Raw genomic sequence first — 18,925 nt, forward strand, 5'->3', positions numbered from 1 at the left:
AGCGTAAGGCACACCGCAGCACGGGCATGCGGCGGAGCCCGTCGGTGGTTCCTCGCAACTCCCTTACGGCAGGCGGCTGTCCGGCCCCTCGGTGCCGAACGGTGTACGCCCGCCTCAGACCACCCAGACCCCGTCCCGCATGAGGAACCGGCCGGGCATCTCGTGCTCCCCGTTCCGCGCCTGCACCGTGCGCGGACGCACCCGGAAGTAGACGTACCGGGCGGCGTCAGCCCGGGGATCCCATCCCGTCTTCGCCGAGAACGCCTCCGCCGCCGCTGCCGGTACCTCGTCGGCGGTGTACATCCGTGCGGCCCCGTCGACGAGTACGACGTCCAGGGTGTCCCCGAGTGCCAGCCGGACGTGTCCCCCGGCGCCCAGGTTGCGGCCGGTCGGGGTGCTTGGCCGGGTCGCCAGCCACACGCACTCGCCGTCCCACAGGAACCACAGCGGGACCAGGCACGGCACTCCGTCGGCGCCTGCCGTGGCCACCCAGACGTCCATCTCCTTCTCCAGCCGGGCAAGGAGGTCGTGCTTGCGCTGCGCGGGGGCCCGGGGCGGCTCGGTGATCTTCATGGCCGGGACGGTACCGGGGGAGGCGGGAGGCGCGGATCGGGCTCGGGTCCCGGCTCGGGTCGGGCCTCGGTCCTACGTCCCCGGCACCGGACGGAGGTCTTGTCTCCCGGTGACTGGCGCCTGTGGGGTTTTACGTATAACCTCTCCCGTCAATCGCACCTCCCGGAAGGCCCCGATGAGACGCATCGCCCTGGTCACCCTCGTCGTCGACGACTACGACGAGGCGATCCGCTTCTACACCGAAGCCCTCGGCTTCCGGCTCGTCGAGGACACCCCGCGCCCGGACGGCTCCCGCTGGGTCGTCGTGGCCGCCGACGACCAGGGCAGCGCACTGCTGCTGGCCCGGGCCAAGGGTGATGAGCAGCGCACCCGGGTCGGCGACCAGACCGGCGGGCGGGTCGGGTTCTTCCTGCACACCGACGACTTCGTCCGCGACCACGCCCGCATGGTCGCCGCGGGTGTGACCTTCCTGGAGGAGCCCCGCCACGAGCCGTACGGCTCGGTCGCCGTCTTCCAGGACCTGTACGGCAACCGCTGGGACCTGCTCCAGCCCGCCGGCTGACCTTCTCCGCCGCTTCGAACCGCCCCGCTCGACGAAAGATCACACCATGACTGCTACGCGCGTAGATGAAGAGCTGATCCGCCGCCTCCCCAAGGCCGTCCTGCACGACCACCTCGACGGTGGCCTGCGCCCCGCCACCGTCGTGGAACTCGCGGAAGCGGTCGGCCACACCCCGCCCACCACCGACCCGGACGAGCTCGCCGCCTGGTACTTCGAGGCCGCGAACTCGGGTGACCTGGTCCGCTACATCGCCACGTTCGAGCACACCCTCGCCGTGATGCAGACCCGCGAGGGCCTGCTGCGCACCGCCGAGGAGTACGTCCTGGACCTCGCGGCCGACGGTGTCGTCTACGGCGAGGTGCGGTACGCCCCCGAGCTGAACACCAGGGGCGGGCTGACGATGAGCGAGGTCGTGGAGACCGTCCAGGAGGGCCTCGCCGCGGGGATGGCCAAGGCGGCCGCCGCCGGGACGCCCGTGCGCGTCGGCACCCTGCTGTGCGGCATGCGGATGTTCGACCGGGTGCGCGAGGCCGCCGACCTGGCCGTCGCCTTCCGGGACGCCGGCGTGGTCGGCTTCGACATCGCCGGCGCCGAGGACGGCTTCCCGCCCGCCGACCACCTCGACGCCTTCGAGCATCTGCGCCGCGAGAGCGTGCCGTTCACCATCCACGCCGGTGAGGCGCACGGCCTGCCCAGCATCCACCAGGCCCTCCAGGTGTGCGGCGCCCAGCGCATAGGCCACGGCGTGCGGATCACCGAGGACATCGTGGACGGCAAGCTCGGGCGCCTGGCCGGCTGGGTGCGCGACCGCCGTGTCGCGCTGGAGATGTGCCCCACGTCCAACCTCCAGACCGGCGCCGCCACCTCGATCGCCGAGCACCCGATCACCGCGCTGAAGGACCTCGGCTTCCGCGTCACCCTCAACACCGACAACCGCCTGGTGTCGGGTACCACGATGACCCGGGAGATGGCGCTGCTGGTCGAGCAGGCGGGCTGGACCGTCGAGGACCTGCGCACGGTCACGGTGAACGCCGTGAAGAGCGCGTTCATCCCCTTCGACGAGCGCAAGGCCCTCATCGAGGAGGTCGTGCTCCCGGGCTACGCGCTCTGAAGCAGCCCGCGTACGTAAGCGGCCTGTCCGACGTGCTGGAGATCGTCGGACAGGACGCTGACCAGCCGGACCCCCAGGGTGACCGGCGGGTCCCAGCGCTCGTCGACGATGCGCTCCAGATCCTTGGCGGCCAGCTCACCCAGGGCGCCGAGGGTCTGGGCGTGCACGGCGTCGTAGTAGCCGGTCAGCAGGTCGCCGGAGTCGACCCGCACCTTGGCGACCTTCGCGGCGGTGTGGCCGTAGCCGGTGTCGTGGCGCGGCAGGTCCAGTGCGAAGGTCTTCTGGAAGTCCTGCGTCAGCCACACCTGGTCGAGTTCGAAGGCGTCGGCGATGTGGTCGTCCTGGACGCGGGCGAGGTGCCAGACCAGCCAGGCGATGGAGTTGGCGTCGGGGGAGGGGCGGGCGATGAGGTCGTCCGGGCCGAGGCCCTCGACGGCGGCGTGGACTTCTTCCTGGATGCGGTTGTACCCGTCGATGAGGATGTCCTTGGCATGCATGCTCCCACCATCGCGCAAAGCCGTCCGCCACGCGCCCGCTGGGCCCGCACGTCACACGCCCTCTGGACGGTCCGCCTCCCGCCCCGAGTCCAGCAGGCCCATCAGGGCCCGGGCCGCCGGGCTCGTCGCCTGTGCCGGGGGCAGCAGCGCCACCGTCTCGTAGACGGTCTCGCCGGTGCCCTTCACGGGCAGCGCGGTCAGTGACCGCCGCTTGTGCCGGAAGTGGCGCGGGACGACGGCGATGCCGAGGTTCTCGTCCACCAGGTCCAGGAGGCTGTGCACGTCGTTCACCTCCAGGGCGACCGACCTGCGGACCCCCGCGGCGGCGAACGCGGCGTCCGTCGTGCGGCGCGGCCCCCAGTCCGGGTGGAAGTCGACGAAGACCTCGTTGCCCAGTTCCTCGGGGGTGACGGCGGCGCCGGCGGCGGCGAGCCGGTGGCTCGGGTGGCACAGGACGGTCATCGGCTCACCGGCCAGTGGTACGGCCCGCAGCTGGTCGGTGTCCTCCTCGGCCGTCCGTACCACGAAGGCCAGGTCCAGGCGCCCGGCCGCGACCTCCTGCGTGAGCGCGCCCGCGCCCGCCTGCCGCAGACAGATCTCCACGTCCGGATGCTGCCGCCGGAAGGCCGCGAGCAGCCCCGCCACATGCACACCGGCGATGCACTGCTCGGACCCGAGCGCCAGCATCCCGCGCAGCACGCCCTGCACCGCGGCCACCGCCTCATGGGCCGACCTGACCTGTGCCAGGATGCGCTCCGCCTCGCCCAGCAGGGCCCGCCCGGCCGGAGTGAGGGTCACCCGGCGCGTCGTCCGTACGAACAGCGGGGTCTGCAACTCGCGCTCCAGCGCCCGGATCGAGGCCGACAGACCCGACTGGGACACCATCAGGCGTTCTGCCGCCCGGGTGAAGTGCTGGTCCTCGGCGACCGCCACGAAGTGCTGCAGATGGCGCAGTTCCATGATTGAGCAGCGTAGTCGCTCAATCCCATCTGATTTACCTGTTGGACCACTGCCCGCAGGTCACGGAAGAGTGGAGGCGACCGTACCGCCGGTTCCACGGAACCGTCACTCGTGTGCCAGCCAACCCCTCTGGAGTCGCGTTGTACACCGCACACCCCGACCGCTACGCGGAGATGCCCTACCGGCGCACCGGACGCAGCGGCCTCAAGCTCCCCGCGCTGTCCCTCGGACTGTGGCACAACTTCGGCCCCGCGGACCGCTCGGTCGAGCACCAGCGAGCCATCCTGCGCCGCGCCTTCGACCTCGGCGTCACCCACTTCGACCTGGCCAACAACTACGGCCCGCCGCCCGGGGCCGCCGAGTCCGCGCTCGGGCGGTTCCTGAAGTCGGACTTCGCCGCGTACCGCGACGAGCTGGTCATCTCCACCAAGGCCGGCTACCTGATGTGGCCCGGCCCGTACGGCGAGTGGGGCTCGCGCAAGTACCTGCTGTCCTCGCTGGACCAGAGCCTGCAGCGGATGGGCCTGGACTACGTCGACATCTTCTACTCGCACCGCCCGGACCCCGACACTCCGCTCGAGGAGACGATGGGCGCCCTGCACTCGGCGGTGCAGCAGGGCAAGGCGCTGTACGTCGGTGTCTCCAACTACTCGGCCGAGCAGACCCGCGAGGCCGCCCGCATCCTCGGCGAGCTGGGCACCCCGCTGCTGATCCACCAGCCGCGCTACTCGATGCTCGACCGCCGCCCCGAGGACGAGGGTCTGCTCGACGCCCTGGACGAGCTGCAGGTCGGTTCCATCGTGTTCTCCCCGCTGGAGCAGGGCCTGCTGACCGGCCGCTACCTCGACGGCATCCCGGAGGACTCGCGGGCCGCGAGCGACAGTCCGTTCCTGAACTCGGACGCGCTGACCGAGGACCTGGTGGCCAAGCTGCGCGCGCTCGACGACATCGCCAAGTCCCGCGGTCAGTCCCTGGCCCAGCTGGCCCTCGCCTGGGTGCTGCGCGGCGGCCGGGTGACCTCGGCGCTGGTCGGCGCGAGCAGCGCGCGGCAGATCGAGGACAGTGTCGCCGCGATCGGCAACCTGGACTTCGACGAGGAAGAGCTGACCCGCATCGACGCGGTGATCAAGGGCTGATCCGTTCCGTGAGGCGGACGGTGACCCGGTCGCCCTCCTGCTTCCCGATGGCCTTGCGGACCTCGGCCCTGACAGGGAGTTTGTGGGTGCCGTCCCCGAGCGCCATGAACGAACTCCGGAACGGATGTCCGTCGATCGTCCCGCGGATCCTGACCAGACCGCGGGTGCCGAAGAAGTCGACGGACTCCGGCCAGACGACATAGGTCCAGCCGCCCTTGTGGGGGCTCTTGCGCAGGGTCGCGGTGAATTCCGCGTCCAGTGTCCCGGCGGTGGTCATGGCGTCCTCCGTTCGCGGCGGTCCTCGCGGCTTCACCGGTGTGGACCGCCGTGCGACCCGGAACTCATCGCTCGCGTCACGGCGGGCGCCCGGTGCGGCCGTGGGGCGGAGGCGATCCGTCCCCCGGCGGTCAGGGTGACGTCAGCGGATCCGGCCACCGGCGCCGCCCCTCGCCCGCGGGGTGCCCGTCGCCGCTCCGCCGCGTCACGCACCGGGTTTGACGTGTACCCGCCGTATTTCGGCCAGCACCGGCTGTGAATATGCCAGGAGACTGGCCGGAAAGTCGTGGTGACAGTGTTTCAGTACTGAACATACTCGTCTACGCGGGCGCTTCACTTGGGGCGACGGCGCCCTCACCCACCGCTCATGAGCCGCACGGAAAGCGAGGCGCACGCCGACACGGCGAACGGCACCCCGGGGGAGGCAGCGTGCACGACGAATTCCTGTGTCATGTCACCGCATACGGAGTCTGCGGCGGCCGGCGCATCGGGGTGCCCCTGGGGACCTACCGAGCGCCCACCTTGGCCCTCGCCCTGTGGTGGCTGCGCGACCGGGCGTCCTGGATGGCCGAGCGACTGGACCCGCGGCCCGAGGTCGAGCACTTCCCGCCGGGCGCGCTCGTCCCGGTCACCGCCACCGTGCCCGACGTTCCGGCGGTGCTGCGCGCGTGGTGCGGTGACCCCGAGCGACAGGACCTGGTCGCGGACGAGTTGGCGGCCGGACGGCTGGTGCGGATCGCCGTGAGCGACGACACCACCGAGTACGAACTGCTCGCCGAGTCGGTGGACGCCCTGCGTATGCAGAGGACCCTCCCGGCGCTGGTCGTGCCGGTCGCGTGAGCCGCCTCCTGCGGGGACCCCGCACCCGGCGCAGGCAGGCACATAAAGGGATAGATCGATAGAATCCTCGCATGGCGGAGCGGCCGGTCGCACCGACTGCGCCCGTACTGGTCCTGGAGACCGAGTCGGGCTCCACCGTGATGACCCCGGGCCGTGACTACCGCGTGGGACGCGACCCGCTCAGCGACGTCGTCATCGACGACGCCCGGGTCTCCTGGCACCACGCGGTACTGCGTCCCGGGGCCGACCGCTGGACCCTGGAGGACGAGAACAGCACGAACGGCACCTACACCGACGGCCAGCGCGTCCATGAGTGGGACGTCGGCCCCGGCACCGTGATCCGCTTCGGCAACCCCTCCGACGGCCCGCGGGCCGTGCTGCTGGACCGCCCCGACCCGGCGTCCGCACCGGAACGCCCCTCGGTGGTCTCCCTGCCCGGACGCACCGGCACCTTCCGGCAGCCCACCAACATCCGCCCCCTGCCCACCCGCACCGTCCGCATCGGCCGCGCCGCCGACAACGACCTCGTCATCGACGACCTGATCGTCTCCCGCCGCCACGCCGAGCTGCGCGCCCTGCCCGACGGGACGTACGAGATCGCCGACCTCGGCAGCCACAACGGCACCTACCTCAACGGCGGCCGCGTCACCCGCGCCCTCGTCGCTCCCGGCGACGTCGTGGGCATCGGCCACTCCGCGTTCTGCCTGGTCGGGGACGAGCTGCAGGAGTACGTCGACACCGGCGAGATATCCCTCGAAGTGCAGGACCTCGCGGTCGCCGTCGACCACGGCCGCAGAACCCTGCTCGACCACGTCTCCTTCCCGGTGGGGGAGAAGTGCCTGCTCGCCGTGGTCGGCCCCAGCGGCGCCGGGAAGTCCACGCTCCTGAACGCCCTCACCGGCCAGCGTCCCGCGGACCACGGCACGGTCCTCTACGACGGCCGCGACCTCTACCGCGACTACGCCGAACTGCGCCAGCGCATCGGCCTCGTCCCGCAGGACGACATCCTGCACGCCCAACTCACCGTCCGCGGCGCCCTGTCCTACGCCGCCGAGCTGCGCTTCCCCCAGGACACCGCCAAGGCCGAACGCCGGGCCAGGGTCGACGAGGTCATCCGCGAGCTGGGCCTGGAGAAGCGCGCCGGGCAGCGCGTGCACAGCCTGTCCGGTGGACAGCGCAAGCGCGTCAGTGTCGCCCTGGAGCTGCTGACCAAGCCGTCCCTGCTGTTCCTGGACGAGCCGACCTCCGGCCTCGACCCCGGCATGGACCGCTCGGTGATGCAGATGCTGCGCGGCCTCGCCGACGACGGCCGTACCGTCATCGTCGTCACGCACAGCGTCCTCAGCCTCGACATGTGCGACCGGCTCCTGGTCCTCGCGCCCGGCGGACGCATCGCCTACTACGGCCCGCCCGAGGAGGCGTTGCCCTTCTTCGGGTTCGCGCACTGGCCGGAGGCCTTCGAGGCCTTCGAACGCGACCAGGAACGGGACTGGGCGGGCGAGTACCGCGCCTCGCTCCACCACCGGCGATACATCGCCGACGCCGCCGCCCAGCCCAGGCAGCCGCGCACCGGCCCCGTCGTCATCACCCGGCCGCCCCGGCCACGCAGCCGCGGTGCCCAGCTCGGCACCCTGATCCGCCGCTACGCCGGCGCGCTCGGCGCCGACCGCACGTTCCTCGCCATCATGGTCGCCCTGCCGTTCGTGATGGGCGCCATGGCCCGCGCCCTGGCGGGCAGCAGGCTGACCCAGGAGACGGCGATGAACGCCCTGCTGATCCTGTGCGTCGGCGGCGTCCTCACGGGCGCGGCGAACGCCGTACGGGAACTGGTCAAGGAGCGTGTCATCTACCAGCGCGAACGTGCCGTCGGCCTGTCCAGATCGGCGTACCTGATGTCCAAGGTGGTGGTGCTGGGGACGATCACCGTGCTGCAGGCGGTCGTCCTGACCCTGGTGGCCCTGCTCGGCGTCGATCTCAACGCCCCCGGAGGCGACGGCGTGTTGATGCCGCCCCTGGTCGAAATCACCGTGGCCGTGGCCCTGCTGGCCTTCACCGCGATGATGCTCGGCCTCGTCGTCTCCGCCCTGGTGAGCAAGGAGGAGGTGACGATGCCGCTGCTGGTGCTGCTCGCCATCGTCCAGGTCGTCTTCTGCGGCGCCCTGCTCAAGCTCGACGGCGTCCCCGGCCTGGAGCAGCTGTCCTGGCTGGTGCCCTCGCGATGGGCGCTCGGTGCGATGGCAGGCACCCTTGAGCTGTCCCGGATCGTGCCCGGTGACCTGACCGGCGATCCGCTGTTCGAGCACTCGGCCGGTGTGTGGCTGTTCAACGTGGCCATGCTCGTGGTGCTCTGCGCGGCCTTCGGCTTCGTCGTCTCCCGGTTGCTGCGCCGGCACGAACCCGTCGTGATGCGGAAGTAGGAGCGCGCCCATGACCTCCCCCGGCTTCCGGCCCACCCACGTCGTCCCCCAGCACGGCATGCCCGCCTGGGAGGCGCCCGACCCCGCCCGCCCGACCCTGCCCCTCGACGCGTTCCTGCCGGTCCAGCTCGTCGAACGACGCGGCGACTGGGGACTCGTCCTGTGCTCCAACGGCTGGTCGGCCTGGGTCGACGGCCGCTTCCTGGTCGCCGTACCCCAGGACCCGCCCACGGCCGACGGGAGTCCGCTCGCCCGCACGGCCGACCCGCGCCCGCTGCTCGCCGGCGCCGAGCGGGTGCTGACGGGCTACCGCCTTGCGGTCGAGGACCTGGCGGCCGGCGCCCTGGACGGCGAGTCGTTCAGGGCGCGCACCTCGGGCCTGCGGATGGGGGTGGTCGTCGACGGGGAGTCGATGTGGCTGTACGACGCCGAGCGCGCGCGGTGGGTGTACGCCGACGGCACCCGCGTGAGCATCTACGCCGCGGACGACGGGCCCAGCGCCACCGCCGAGTCCGGCCCTGCCCCGACCGCCGGGCCCGGCCACGCCCCGACCCAGGTCGTCACGCCCGATGGCCCGTGACACGAGCCTCTTCTCGGGCCGGCCCTCCGAGCTGATCGGCCGGCAGGTCGCCGGTTACCGCATCGAGCAGGAGATCGGCCGCGGTGGCATGGCCGTCGTCTACCGCGCCCGAGACCTGCGTCTGGACCGCAGCGTCGCGCTGAAGCTCCTCGCCCCCGAACTCGCCCGCAACGACACCTTCCGCCGCCGTTTCACCCACGAGTCCAGGGCGGCCGCCGCCATCGACCATCCGCACATCGTGCCGGTCTTCGAGGCGGGGGAGACGGACGGTGTCCTGTACATCGCCATGCGCCACGTCGCCGGCGCCGACCTGCGCCACCTCCTCGACCGCCAGGGACCGTTGCCGTTCCCGACGGCCCTGCGCATCGCCGCCCAGGTCGCCTCCGCCCTCGACGCGGCGCACGAGCACGGGCTGGTCCACCGGGATGTCAAACCCGGCAACATCCTCGTCGCGCGCGGCACCGACAGCGACCACCCCGAGCACGTCTACCTCACCGACTTCGGCCTGACGAAGAAATCGCTGTCCCTGACCGGCTTCACGACCGTCGGCCAGTTCGTCGGCACCCTCGACTACGTGGCCCCCGAGCAGATCTCCGGCAAACCGGTCGACGCGCGCTGCGACGTCTACGGCTTCGCCTGCGTGGTCTACGAGTGCCTGGCGGGCCACCCGCCGTTCCGCCGCGACGACGACATGGCCCTGCTGTGGGCCCACCAGTACTCCGAACCGCCGCTCCTGACCGAGGCACGCCCGGACCTCCCCGCACCCGTCGACACCGTGTTCACCAAGGCGATGGCCAAGAACCCCGAGGAGCGCCACGACTCCTGTCTGGCCTTCGTCGCCCACCTGCGCGCCGCCGGGGCCGGTGGTGCGGGCGCCGGGCACCCGCCGACGCAGGTGGACCTGGGAGGCGTGGGGTTGCCGGCGAAGTCCGACAAGGACGCGCCGAAGTCCCCGCCCCGCTGGGCCGAGCCGGTCTTCCTGCGCTGACCTCCGACCGCTCACCCCGGCCCGCGCGCGACCGCCTCGCCCCGATGCCGCGCCCGTCGCGCCAGGAGTCCCCCGAGGAACCCGGCCACCAGCCCCCACAGCAGCGCCAGTCCGACCGCGCCCCCCACCTCGGCCCGCAGGAACAGTTCCCCGCCCAGGTCCCCGCCGAGGTCGCCGATGCCCAGCACCGACAGCCCGTAGTGAGCCGAGATCCGGCCGACGAGGCAGATCATCAGCACCGTGAGCGCGAGGGCGACCGCCAGATGCACGGCGTGCTGCCAGGAGCGGATGCGGGCCGGTGACCGCCTCGCCATCACGAACGCGGCGGCCGACAGCAGGACCGCGTCGACGACGAGGAGCCACCACACTCTGCCGTCGTGCTCGGCGAGCGTGCCCAGATTGAGGTCGGCGACCTCCCGGCCGCGCAGCACCTCGTCGAGCACATGCGGCATCGGCAGCCCGAACGGGCCGTCCACCCGACCGTTCCAGGTCGCGCCGAGGCCGAGCGTGAGGGCGAGCCACACCAGGTTCGGCAGGCCCAGCAGGATCACCGCGAGGGTCTCGGCCGCGTGGCCGCGCGTCGCCGCGACCACCAGCGCGATGACGACGCCCAGCACCACCCAGGCGAGCAGCAGCGCCACCATGGCGTACGCGGCGGGCCGCACCGACTCCTGGAAGCGCAGCAGCCCGCCCGGCAGCGGGGCCCCGCGCGAGACCAGCAGCGCCAGGATCAGCACGCCGGCGAGCCACAGCAGCCCGAAGAACAAGGTCGCCGGCACATCGGTGGTGAAGCCGACCCGCGGTGAGATACCGAGCAGGTCACCGAGGTCGCCGAGGGCGTCCTCCCCGAGGTCGCTCAGGGACAGGGAGAAGGTCTGGCGGGCGGCGAAGGACAGTGCCGTCAGCGCGACCAGCCACAGGACGGCGATCCGGGCGGCCCAACCGGCCAGCTCCCCGGCACCGGCGACCGCCCGGTGCCGCAGCGGTCGCAGGAAGCCGCCGGCCAGGACCAGGGCACCGACGAGCGTGACGGACAGCGGGATCACACTCAGCCCGACGTCCGACTCGGCCAGCTCTCCGGCGTTGCCCGAGAGTTCGACCGTGCCGCCGACCGCCGTGATGACGGTCGCCGCGACGACCCGAGGGAAGGCGTTGTCAGGGATGTCAGCGGCACCCGCCGCCCACAGCCCGAGCGCGGCCACCACCCCCATCACCACCAGTGCGGCCAGCACCGCGCCGACGGCCTGTGCCCAGCCGTGACGGGCCACGGCCGGACGGGAGGGGGGCGGCACGCTCACCCTGCCCACGCTAAGCAGCGCCCCGGTGGCGCGCCCGCCGGGTGGTCCGTCCGCGTCGGCTTGCGGGAGGTACGGAACCTGCGCACAGAATGGGATCAAGCGCCCTGAAGCGACAAAAGTACAAGTCCTCAAGTGGCCATGTCGCCAAGTCGCCAGTAGCCAGTCGGTTGTCGGTTGTCGCTGATCGGTTGGCAGTCATCAGTCGTCAGTCGTGGATCAGCGTCGCAGGAATCCCTCGTCGGGAAGAAGGCCTCGTGAGCGTCGAACCTCCGTCGTCGGGCCGCCCCACAGGCCCGCCCTCGGGCCCCCTGTCCGGCCCCTCCCAGCCGCCCTCCGGCCCGCCCTCGCAGCCGCCGGGCGGCGGCGGAGCGGGGGCGCACGGTCCCGGACCCCACCATCCCTGGTGGCGGTCCGTGCCGCGGCTCGTCGCGATCACCGTGGTGGCGGTGGCCGCGGTGATCGTCGCCGTCGTCCTGTCGCGCGGCGGCGGTGGCGGCGGTGGCGGCGGCACGGCCGCGGGCGGCGAGGTCTTCCTCCAGGCCGCGGGCAAGACCGGCCCCGACCCCTTCACCGAGTCCACCGCGACGGACAGCTCCGCTGCGCCCGTCACCCCGTCCCCGGCCCGTGAGTCGGCGCCCTCCAACGCCGTACGCGGGGTCGACGGCGGTGCGCCCGGCCTGTACGGCGGCAGCCGCAAGGTCGCCGCCTGCGATGTGGAGAAGCAGATCGACTACCTCCGAGCGGCCCCCGACAAGAACCGGGCGTTCGCGTCGGTCGCCCGCGTCGACGCCGACGACGTCCCCTCCTACCTGCGCTCGCTCACCCCCGTGCAGCTGCGCATGGACACCCGCGTCACCAACCACGGCTACCGCGACGGGGCCGCCACCGAGTACCAGGCCGTCCTCCAGACCGGTACGGCGGTCATGGTGGACGACCGGGGCGTGCCCCGAGTGCGCTGCGCGTGCGGCAACCCCTTGACGCCGCCGGTCGCCCAGCAGGGCACGCTGCGGCGGACGGGTGACTCCTGGCCGTCCTACAGCTCCCAGAATGTCGTGGTGGTCTCTCCGTCGACCACGGTCGTCAAGGTCTTCGTCATCTACGACGACGAGCGCGGGGAATGGATCGCCCGCGAACGCGGAGACGAGGGCCACAAGGACAAGAAGACCCACCCGCCGGTGAAGCCCTCCCCGTCGGTGAGCGTGTCGACGCCGAAGCCGCCCACCTCTCCGCCCACCTCTCCGTCCACGTCGAAGTCGACCGCCCCGTCCTCGCCCACACCGAGCCCCGAGACATCGACCACACAGCCCCCGACGACGCAGTCCACGACGGAGCCCGAATCGCCCGAGACGTCTCCCTCCGAACCGTCGGACACGGACACCACCACCACGTCACAATCGGAGTCGACCGTGAGCGCGCCGGAGTCGCCGGCGCTGTGACGCACGGCGCTGCCTGCGGGGGGACTGCGGCGCTGTGCGCTGGGTACGAGGACAGATGCAGCAGCGTCCGGCCAGGTCCGGCTTCCGAGAGAGACATGCATGATCGAGCACGTGGGCGGGGCAGTGATTCCGACTGGTTTCGACGTGCCCGTGGAACCGCTTCGGCGGGCGGCGCACTACAGCGGCGAGCCAGGATGCATCGCCGAGGCGCGGTCCTTCGCCGCGCTCTTCCTGGGCAGGCTCCGGACCGAGTGGTGCGCCGCGATCGACGAAACCACCCAGGACAAGGTGCTCCTGGTGGTCAGCGAGCTGGTCACCAACGCCGACCGGCACAGCAACGGCCCCTACATCCTGGACATGGAGGGCACGGACGACGCGGTGACGGTCTGCGTGTACGACAGCAGCTCCGCCCTGCCCCGCCGCTTCCCCAAGGACCCGGAACGGATCGGACGGCACGGCCTGGAGATCGTGCACGCCCTGGCGGCGGAGGTCTCCGTGGAGCGGGTCCCGGTCGGCAAGCGCGTGCGTGCGGTGCTGCGACTGAGTGCCGGGTGACGGACGCGGCCGGTGGCCGGCCCGCCGACCGAGCCGGGATTTCCCCCAGGGCGCAATCCCGACCCCTTCCCCCGACGTCCCTGACTTCTAGGCTGGTCGGGTGAGCGAACAAGCGACGAACGAAGCCCGCGTCATTCCCCTGCGCGCACCGGGCGCCCGCCCGACGGCCCCGCGCCCGGGAGCGACCCGCCCGGCGTCCGAACGCCCTGCCGCCGCGCCCCCCACCGCCGTGCCCGCGGCACGCCCCGGGCCCGGGTCACCGGCCGCCGCCCCCAAAGAGCCCCTGTGGCGCGACCTGATCGGCGATGTCCTGCGCCGCGAGCGCCTCGCGCAGGAGCGCACGCTCAAGGACGTGGCCGACGCCGCCCGCATCTCCATGCCGTACCTCTCGGAGGTCGAGCGCGGCCGCAAGGAGGCCTCCTCGGAGGTCCTCGCGGCCGCCGCACAGGCCCTCGGTCTCGGCCTCGGTGACCTGCTGTCGCTGGCGCAGGGCGAACTGGTCCGGCTCGCCGGCCGCCGCGCGGCGACCGGCAGCCGCGGCAGGGCCGGTTCGTCGTACGACGGGCTGTGCCTGGCCGCCTGACGCCGACCGGCGCCTCAGACCTCCATGAGGCGCCGGCTCAGCACCTCGTCCGCGAGGCCGTACGCCACGGCCTCCTCGGCGGTGAACACCTTGTCGCGGTCCATGTCCGCACGCAGCGTCGCGACGTCATGGTGCGTGTGCCGGGCCAGCACCTCCTCGACCTGAGAGCGGATCCGGACCATCTCCTGGGCCTGCAGGGCGAGGTCGGAGATCATGCCCCGGCTGCCACCGGAGGCGGGCTGGCCGAGCAGTACGCGCGCGTGCTCCAGCACGAACCGCCGCCCCGGGTCCCCGCCGGCCAGCAGCACGGCCGCCGTGGACGCCGCCTGTCCGACGCAGCACGTCGAGATCGGCGCCTTCACGTAGGACATCGTGTCGTAGATCGCCATCAGTGAAGTGAACGAGCCGCCCGGCGAGTTGATGTAGATCGAGATCTCGCTCTGAGGGGCCGACGACTCCAGATGAAGCAGTTGCGCGATGACGACGTTGGCGACGCCGTCGTCGATCTCGGTGCCGAGGAAGATGATCCGCTCGTTGAGCAGCCGGCTGAACACGTCGTACGACCGCTCGCCCCCCGACGTGCGCTCGACCACGTTCGGAATCGTGTACGTCCCCATCACTGCAGCCCCATCCTGCGTCGCGACGTGGCCGGGCGGACGTCCGTGAGGGACTCCACGATCCGGTCCACCATGCCGTACTCCTTGGCCTCCTCGGCCGTGAACCAGCGGTCCCGGTCGCCGTCCCGGGAGATGGTCTCCGGGGTCTGGCCGGTGTGCTCCGCCGTGATCCGCTCGATCGTCCGCTTCGTGAACTCCAGGTTCTCCGCCTGGATCTCGATGTCCGCGGTGGTGCCGCCGATGCCCGCCGACGGCTGGTGCATCATGATCCGCGCGTTCGGCAGCGCGAACCGCTTGCCCCGCGTGCCGACGCTCAGCAGGAACTGGCCCATGCTGGCGGCGAAGCCCATGGCGAGCGTAGCGACGTCGTTCGGGATCAGCCGCATCGTGTCGTAGATGGCCAGGCCCGCGTGCACGGACCCGCCCGGGCTGTTGATGTACAGGCTGATGTCGGTGCGCGGGTCCTCCGCCGACAGCAGCAGCAGCTGGGCGCAGACCCGGTTGGCGGAGGCCTCGGTGACCTCCGTGCCGAGGAGGACGATGCGCTGACCGAGCAGTTGGGCGGCGAGATGGTCGTCGAACCGCGTGGGCGGCGCGTCGCCCTCCTCGGCCCGGGGCGCGAACGCGGAAAGTGGAGTCATCGGATCTCCTCGTGGTGGTGGGGATGCCGTCGACTCCACTGTCGACGCAGGACGCCGCCGAAGGCCGCTTTCTCTGCCCGCGGCAGATCAGCTGACGGCAGAGCCCGGGCCCAACTCCCGGAAGAACGCACGTACATCACCCACGAGCAGGTCCGGTTCCTCCATCGCCGCGAAGTGCCCGCCGCGGTCGAACTCCGTCCACCGCACGAGGTTCTCGGTCCGCTCCGCCTTGTGCCGCAGCGGAATCTGCGGTTCGGCCGGGAAGAGGGCGAGCGCGGTCGGCACGCAGGACGGCTCGGCGGGCCTGGCGACCCGGCCTTCGGTGTGCGCCCGCTCGTAGTAGATGCGGGCGGAGGAACCGGCGGTCCCGGTGAGCCAGTAGAGCATCACATCGGTCAGCATCCGGTCGCGGTCGATGGCCTTCTCGGGAAGGTCCTTCGAGTCCGTCCACTCGCGGAACTTCTCGACGATCCAGGCGAGTTGTCCGACCGGCGAGTCCGTGAGCGCGTAGGCCAGGGTCTGCGGCCGGGTGGCCTGCACGTGGTAGTAGCCGATGCCGTCGCGCGACCACGCCGCCCAGCGCCGCCAGGAGGTGAGCGCCCGCTCCCGCTCCTCGGGACCCAGTGCCGCAAGCTCCTCGGGTGTCGGTTGGGCCGTCGCCTGGGCGCCCGGCAGCAGGTTCAGATGCACGCCGATCACCCGGTCCGGGTGGGCCCGGCCGAGCTCACGGGAGATCGCCGCGCCCCAGTCGCCGCCCTGCGCGCCGAACCGCGCGTAGCCGAGCCGGCGCATCAGCTCGGCCCACGCGTCGGCGACCCGGCCCGCCTCCCAGCCGGGTTCCGTGGTCGGCCCGGACAGCCCGAACCCCGGAATGCTCGGCACCACGACATGGAAGGCGTCCGCCGGGTCGCCGCCGTGCGCGGCCGGGTCGGTCAGCGGCCCCACCACGTCGAGGAACTCCACGATCGAACCCGGCCAGCCGTGCGTGATGATCAGCGGGGTGGCGTCCGGTTCGGGGGAGCGGACATGGGCGAAGTGGACGTTCGCCCCGTCGATCGTGGTGGTGAACTGCGGCCACTCGTTGAGCCGGGCCTCGGCCGCGCGCCAGTCGTAGGTGTGCCGCCAATGCCGTACGAGGTCGCGCAGATAGTCGGTGGGCACGCCGTACGCCCATCCCGTACCCGGGATCTCGTCGGGCCAGCGGGTGCGGTCGAGGCGGTCGTGGAGATCGTCCAGGTCGCGCTGCGGGATGTCGATGCGGAACGGGCGGATGCTGTCCGAGGGCGATGACGTCATGACGAGAGGGTAGGCCGAGTGGGTGTAGCGGCCACCTGAATCGGTCGGCGGCTCAGCGATGAGTTTCGCCGCGCGCGTCGGTCGACACAGATGACAGCGCACCCACGCTCCAGGAGGCCCTCATGGCAAGCGACGGATTCACCACGTGTCTCTGGTTCGACGGACAGGCCGAGGAGGCGGCCCATTTTTACGTCTCGGTCTTCAAGAACTCCAGCGTCGGCAAGGTCGCGCGCTATCCCGAGGGAGCGCTTCAGCCCGCGGGCAGTGTCATGACCGTCGAGTTCACGGCCAACGGCCACCGGTTCCTCGGACTCAACGGCGGCCCTCAGTTCAAGTTCACCGAGGCGGTCTCCTTCATGATTTTCTGCGAGAACCAGGAGGAGATCGACCACTACTGGACCAAGCTCACCGAGAACGGCGGCGAGCCCGGCCCCTGCGGCTGGCTCAAGGACCGGTTCGGTGTGTCGTGGCAGGTCGTGCCGGACCGGCTCGACGAGATGATCACCGACCCGGATCCGGCGAAGGCGGCCCGCGTGACCCAGGCGTTCATGGCGATGAGCAAGTTCGACATCGCCGCCCTGGAGAAGGCGTACGCGGGCGAGTGATCCGCTCCTGCGACGGCCCCCGCCGCTACGGGTTCTGGCGGACCACCCGGGTGATCTCCTGGGCGATCCGCAGGATCCCGGGGGAGCGGACCGGGCAGGGCTTCGGCTTCGACGTCGTGGGCGCCAGACAGAAGTGCAGGTAGTCGTCGTCGCGGTGCAGGGCCGTGCGGTCGCGGCCCGGCTGGGTGCAGTACCCGGCGTGCTCGCGTTCGTACGCCGTGCACGGCAGGTACTGGACCCAGGAGTAGCGGGCCCCGGCCGCACTCACGGCCTTGCCCGCGTCGGCGACCAGGTCGCCCGCTTCGGCGGCGTGCTCGTCGTACAGGGCGTTGACGCGCCGGACCCGGTCGGGAGTGAGGGGGTCCGGGCCCTGCAGCACCCAGACGATCCGGGCGTCCCCCGCCGCCGCGATCTGGTCGGCGAGCCGCCTCATGTCGGCCGCGTACCGGTCGAAGTACCGTCGCGGTGAGGCGTCATGGGTGATGCCGTCCATGCACGGCGTGTAGCCCCACGCGTTCCCCCAGAACTGCAGCACCACGAAGTCCGGCCGCAGCCGGCGCACCAGCGCGGCCGCCTTGTCCGCCGTCGGCACGAGTGACCGCTCACCCGTGCCTTCCAGGTAGTCGCACAGCGTGGTCCCCGAGTACGGGGCACTGGTGTACTCCGCGCGCACCGCGCGGCGCAGTTCCCGGCCCACGACCTGCTGTGCCTCCATCGCGAGCGAGTCGCCCAGGTACAGCACGGTCGGCGCCGCCCCGGGGGCGCTCGGGGCCCTGCCCGCGGCGCTCGGTGAGGCGGGCGCCCGCTGCTGCGTCGTGGCCGACGCACGAGGTGCCTCCGGCGGCGGCGCGGCCTGCGGCCCGGACGCCGGATCCCCGCAGGCGCCGAGCAGCACGGCGGCCAGCACCATTCCCACGCACCACGGCTTGCGCATACGGCAACTCCCGCCCCGGGCCCCGAAAACGGTTCCCCAGGCAAGCACAGCCGGACCGCGGGGGGAAGACCCGCGTCGGCCACGGAGCGCTCCGCGGCCGACGCCGTACCCGAGGCCGGCTCAGACGCGGTCCGCCGCGATCAGCAGGTACTGGAAGCTGCCGTTGCGGTACGCGTCGAGGAAGGTGTCCTCGATGCCCGTCACCAGGTGGTCCGCCTCGCGACGCAACTCCCAGTAGGGGATGGCCGCCTCGGTCAGGTCCTGGACATGGACCGGCACGAGCCGGTTGCGGGCCATGGCCCGGAAGTACGCCGAGCGCGGATGGATGTCGCAGATGTAGTGGGCGTTGATCAGGGACACCTCGCGGGAGGCGCGTCCGTAGGTGTCGTTGTAGCAGCCGGTGATGGTGACGTAGCGGCCGCCGCGGCGCAGCAGCCGCGCGTGCTCGGCGAACAGCAGGTCGAGTTCCACGTACATGGTGGACTCGTTGTTCCACGAGGCCGCGAACGCCCCGGTCGGCAGGCCGGTGTCGAGCATGTTGCGGCAGTGGTAGCGCACGCGGTCGTCGATGCCGCGCTTGCGGGCCTGTTCGTTGGCGAACTCGGCCTGCTTGGCCGAGATGGTGACCCCGTCGGCCTCGCAGCCGTAGCGCAGATGCGCCACGACGCTGCCGCCCCCGCGTCCGCACCCGGCGTCGAACACCCGGTCGTTCGGCGTGAGCGGTCCGAGCCGGTCGGCGAGCAGTTCGGCCTGCGCGTGCTCCAGTCGGTGCAGTTCGGCGGTGACGCGTTCCCGGCGGCGCGCGGGGTCGGGTTCACCGAGCACGGAGCGGTCGGCGTCGCCGATGCCGTAGTGGTGGTGGTACAGGTCGTCGATCTTTCCGAGTTCGAGGTTGACCGGGTTCTCCTCGGAGTTCCAGTAGTCCGCGACGCGGGTCTGGTACGAGGACTGGGACGGCACCGGGGCGGTGGTGGTGCCGGCTTCGGGGGCGATGGTCAACGGTGACTCCTCGTGCTGGTT

Annotated in this window: 21 protein-coding genes; 11 read left to right on the top strand and 10 right to left on the bottom strand. The window is 71.8% G+C overall.

What is annotated here, in order from left to right; genetic code table 11:
• Positions 1-114: 114 nt before the first annotated feature.
• Positions 115-573, bottom strand: a complete 459-nt coding sequence (locus tag ACFYNL_RS03905; protein ID WP_388795934.1) for a pyridoxamine 5'-phosphate oxidase family protein — start codon at positions 571-573, stop codon at positions 115-117.
• Between the two features lie 175 nt (positions 574-748).
• On the opposite strand from ACFYNL_RS03905, the gene ACFYNL_RS03910 reads away from it, so the two are divergent.
• A complete protein-coding gene (locus tag ACFYNL_RS03910; protein ID WP_388795936.1) occupies positions 749-1,135 on the top strand; it encodes a VOC family protein in 387 nt (128 codons plus the stop codon).
• Between the two features lie 46 nt (positions 1,136-1,181).
• The gene (locus ACFYNL_RS03915; protein WP_388795939.1) at positions 1,182-2,246 is read left to right on the top strand and encodes an adenosine deaminase; all 1,065 of its coding nucleotides are present in this window, start codon (positions 1,182-1,184) and stop codon (positions 2,244-2,246) included.
• Here ACFYNL_RS03915 and ACFYNL_RS03920 read toward each other — a convergent pair.
• Positions 2,234-2,743 carry a DUF664 domain-containing protein gene (locus ACFYNL_RS03920; protein WP_388795942.1) on the bottom strand — a complete coding sequence of 170 codons (510 nt, stop codon included), beginning with the start codon at positions 2,741-2,743 and terminating at the stop codon, positions 2,234-2,236. The two genes, ACFYNL_RS03915 and ACFYNL_RS03920, sit on opposite strands and share 13 nt — an antisense overlap.
• A 51-nt stretch (positions 2,744-2,794) precedes the next feature.
• Positions 2,795-3,703, bottom strand: a complete 909-nt coding sequence (locus ACFYNL_RS03925) for a LysR family transcriptional regulator (protein WP_388795946.1) — start codon at positions 3,701-3,703, stop codon at positions 2,795-2,797.
• Between the two features lie 140 nt (positions 3,704-3,843).
• Between ACFYNL_RS03925 and mgrA the strand changes: the two genes are divergently transcribed.
• Complete coding sequence (gene mgrA, locus ACFYNL_RS03930) at positions 3,844-4,839, top strand: L-glyceraldehyde 3-phosphate reductase (protein WP_388797302.1); 996 nt, start codon at positions 3,844-3,846, stop codon at positions 4,837-4,839.
• Here the strand turns inward: mgrA and ACFYNL_RS03935 are convergent.
• Positions 4,829-5,116 carry a DUF1905 domain-containing protein gene (locus ACFYNL_RS03935; RefSeq protein WP_388795949.1) on the bottom strand — a complete coding sequence of 96 codons (288 nt, stop codon included), beginning with the start codon at positions 5,114-5,116 and terminating at the stop codon, positions 4,829-4,831. The two genes, mgrA and ACFYNL_RS03935, sit on opposite strands and share 11 nt — an antisense overlap.
• Positions 5,117-5,544: 428 nt before the next feature.
• Between ACFYNL_RS03935 and ACFYNL_RS03940 the strand changes: the two genes are divergently transcribed.
• The 4 genes from ACFYNL_RS03940 to ACFYNL_RS03955 all read left to right on the top strand — a co-directional run bounded on the left by ACFYNL_RS03940 (position 5,545) and on the right by ACFYNL_RS03955 (position 9,940).
• Complete coding sequence (locus ACFYNL_RS03940; protein WP_388795952.1) at positions 5,545-5,955, top strand: hypothetical protein; 411 nt, start codon at positions 5,545-5,547, stop codon at positions 5,953-5,955.
• A 71-nt stretch (positions 5,956-6,026) separates the two neighbouring features.
• Complete coding sequence (locus ACFYNL_RS03945; protein WP_388795955.1) at positions 6,027-8,372, top strand: FHA domain-containing protein; 2,346 nt, start codon at positions 6,027-6,029, stop codon at positions 8,370-8,372.
• A 10-nt stretch (positions 8,373-8,382) separates the two neighbouring features.
• The gene (locus ACFYNL_RS03950; protein WP_388795958.1) at positions 8,383-8,952 is read left to right on the top strand and encodes a hypothetical protein; all 570 of its coding nucleotides are present in this window, start codon (positions 8,383-8,385) and stop codon (positions 8,950-8,952) included.
• On the top strand, positions 8,942-9,940 hold the full coding sequence (locus tag ACFYNL_RS03955; protein WP_388795961.1) for a serine/threonine-protein kinase: 999 nt from the start codon (positions 8,942-8,944) through the stop codon (positions 9,938-9,940). Before ACFYNL_RS03950 ends, ACFYNL_RS03955 begins: the two co-directional genes overlap by 11 nt.
• Positions 9,941-9,951: 11 nt before the next feature.
• Here ACFYNL_RS03955 and ACFYNL_RS03960 read toward each other — a convergent pair whose 3' ends face one another.
• Positions 9,952-11,247 (bottom strand): streptophobe family protein, encoded by a 1,296-nt coding sequence (locus ACFYNL_RS03960; protein WP_388795964.1) that lies wholly within the window; start codon positions 11,245-11,247, stop codon positions 9,952-9,954.
• Positions 11,248-11,492: 245 nt separating this feature from the next.
• Here ACFYNL_RS03960 and ACFYNL_RS03965 point away from each other — a divergent pair, with 245 nt between their 5' ends.
• The 3 genes from ACFYNL_RS03965 to ACFYNL_RS03975 all read left to right on the top strand — a co-directional run bounded on the left by ACFYNL_RS03965 (position 11,493) and on the right by ACFYNL_RS03975 (position 13,812).
• The gene (locus ACFYNL_RS03965) at positions 11,493-12,674 is read left to right on the top strand and encodes a DUF6777 domain-containing protein (protein WP_388795967.1); all 1,182 of its coding nucleotides are present in this window, start codon (positions 11,493-11,495) and stop codon (positions 12,672-12,674) included.
• A gap of 99 nt (positions 12,675-12,773) precedes the next feature.
• Entirely contained in the window at positions 12,774-13,229 is a 456-nt protein-coding gene (locus ACFYNL_RS03970; protein WP_388795970.1) for an ATP-binding protein, read from the top strand.
• 100 nt (positions 13,230-13,329) lie between these two features.
• Complete coding sequence (locus ACFYNL_RS03975; RefSeq protein ID WP_388795973.1) at positions 13,330-13,812, top strand: helix-turn-helix domain-containing protein; 483 nt, start codon at positions 13,330-13,332, stop codon at positions 13,810-13,812.
• A 14-nt stretch (positions 13,813-13,826) separates the two neighbouring features.
• Here the strand turns inward: ACFYNL_RS03975 and ACFYNL_RS03980 are convergent, their stop codons facing one another.
• The 3 genes from ACFYNL_RS03980 to ACFYNL_RS03990 form a co-directional block, all read right to left on the bottom strand.
• A complete protein-coding gene (locus ACFYNL_RS03980; RefSeq protein WP_388795976.1) occupies positions 13,827-14,429 on the bottom strand; it encodes a ClpP family protease in 603 nt (200 codons plus the stop codon).
• Positions 14,429-15,070: an ATP-dependent Clp protease proteolytic subunit gene (locus tag ACFYNL_RS03985; protein WP_388795979.1), complete on the bottom strand. Its 642-nt coding sequence runs from the start codon at positions 15,068-15,070 to the stop codon at positions 14,429-14,431. The genes ACFYNL_RS03980 and ACFYNL_RS03985 overlap by 1 nt, the downstream gene beginning before the upstream one ends.
• 87 nt (positions 15,071-15,157) lie before the next feature.
• Positions 15,158-16,366 (bottom strand): epoxide hydrolase family protein, encoded by a 1,209-nt coding sequence (locus ACFYNL_RS03990; RefSeq protein WP_388795982.1) that lies wholly within the window; start codon positions 16,364-16,366, stop codon positions 15,158-15,160.
• A 122-nt stretch (positions 16,367-16,488) separates the two neighbouring features.
• Between ACFYNL_RS03990 and ACFYNL_RS03995 the strand changes: the two genes are divergently transcribed.
• The gene (locus ACFYNL_RS03995; RefSeq protein ID WP_388795985.1) at positions 16,489-16,971 is read left to right on the top strand and encodes a VOC family protein; all 483 of its coding nucleotides are present in this window, start codon (positions 16,489-16,491) and stop codon (positions 16,969-16,971) included.
• 25 nt (positions 16,972-16,996) lie between these two features.
• On the opposite strand, the gene ACFYNL_RS04000 is transcribed toward ACFYNL_RS03995, so the two are convergent.
• Together ACFYNL_RS04000 and ACFYNL_RS04005 are read right to left on the bottom strand one after the other, a co-directional pair.
• A complete protein-coding gene (locus tag ACFYNL_RS04000; RefSeq protein WP_388795988.1) occupies positions 16,997-17,905 on the bottom strand; it encodes an SGNH/GDSL hydrolase family protein in 909 nt (302 codons plus the stop codon).
• A 120-nt stretch (positions 17,906-18,025) separates the two neighbouring features.
• Positions 18,026-18,904: a geranyl diphosphate 2-C-methyltransferase gene (locus tag ACFYNL_RS04005; RefSeq protein ID WP_388795990.1), complete on the bottom strand. Its 879-nt coding sequence runs from the start codon at positions 18,902-18,904 to the stop codon at positions 18,026-18,028.
• Between the last annotated feature and the right edge of the window lie 21 nt (positions 18,905-18,925).

Origin of the sequence: Streptomyces sp. NPDC007808, assembly GCF_042868655.1 — a bacterium.
GTDB lineage: Bacteria > Actinomycetota > Actinomycetes > Streptomycetales > Streptomycetaceae > Streptomyces.

Excerpts from the sequence above, each read along its gene's own strand:
- ACFYNL_RS03915 (WP_388795939.1), top strand. The coding sequence starts at position 1,182 with ATGACTGCTACGCGCGTAGATGAAGAGCTGATCCGCCGCCTCCCCAAG.
- ACFYNL_RS03980 (WP_388795976.1), bottom strand. The coding sequence starts at position 14,429 with ATGGGGACGTACACGATTCCGAACGTGGTCGAGCGCACGTCGGGGGGC.
- ACFYNL_RS03985 (WP_388795979.1), bottom strand. The coding sequence starts at position 15,070 with ATGACTCCACTTTCCGCGTTCGCGCCCCGGGCCGAGGAGGGCGACGCG.
- ACFYNL_RS03945 (WP_388795955.1), top strand. The coding sequence starts at position 6,027 with ATGGCGGAGCGGCCGGTCGCACCGACTGCGCCCGTACTGGTCCTGGAG.
- ACFYNL_RS03910 (WP_388795936.1), top strand. The coding sequence starts at position 749 with ATGAGACGCATCGCCCTGGTCACCCTCGTCGTCGACGACTACGACGAG.
- ACFYNL_RS03955 (WP_388795961.1), top strand. The coding sequence starts at position 8,942 with ATGGCCCGTGACACGAGCCTCTTCTCGGGCCGGCCCTCCGAGCTGATC.
- ACFYNL_RS03925 (WP_388795946.1), bottom strand. The coding sequence starts at position 3,703 with ATGGAACTGCGCCATCTGCAGCACTTCGTGGCGGTCGCCGAGGACCAG.
- ACFYNL_RS03970 (WP_388795970.1), top strand. The coding sequence starts at position 12,774 with ATGATCGAGCACGTGGGCGGGGCAGTGATTCCGACTGGTTTCGACGTG.
- ACFYNL_RS03995 (WP_388795985.1), top strand. The coding sequence starts at position 16,489 with ATGGCAAGCGACGGATTCACCACGTGTCTCTGGTTCGACGGACAGGCC.
- ACFYNL_RS03950 (WP_388795958.1), top strand. The coding sequence starts at position 8,383 with ATGACCTCCCCCGGCTTCCGGCCCACCCACGTCGTCCCCCAGCACGGC.
- ACFYNL_RS03990 (WP_388795982.1), bottom strand. The coding sequence starts at position 16,366 with ATGACGTCATCGCCCTCGGACAGCATCCGCCCGTTCCGCATCGACATC.
- ACFYNL_RS03905 (WP_388795934.1), bottom strand. The coding sequence starts at position 573 with ATGAAGATCACCGAGCCGCCCCGGGCCCCCGCGCAGCGCAAGCACGAC.
- ACFYNL_RS03935 (WP_388795949.1), bottom strand. The coding sequence starts at position 5,116 with ATGACCACCGCCGGGACACTGGACGCGGAATTCACCGCGACCCTGCGC.
- ACFYNL_RS03920 (WP_388795942.1), bottom strand. The coding sequence starts at position 2,743 with ATGCATGCCAAGGACATCCTCATCGACGGGTACAACCGCATCCAGGAA.
- ACFYNL_RS04000 (WP_388795988.1), bottom strand. The coding sequence starts at position 17,905 with ATGCGCAAGCCGTGGTGCGTGGGAATGGTGCTGGCCGCCGTGCTGCTC.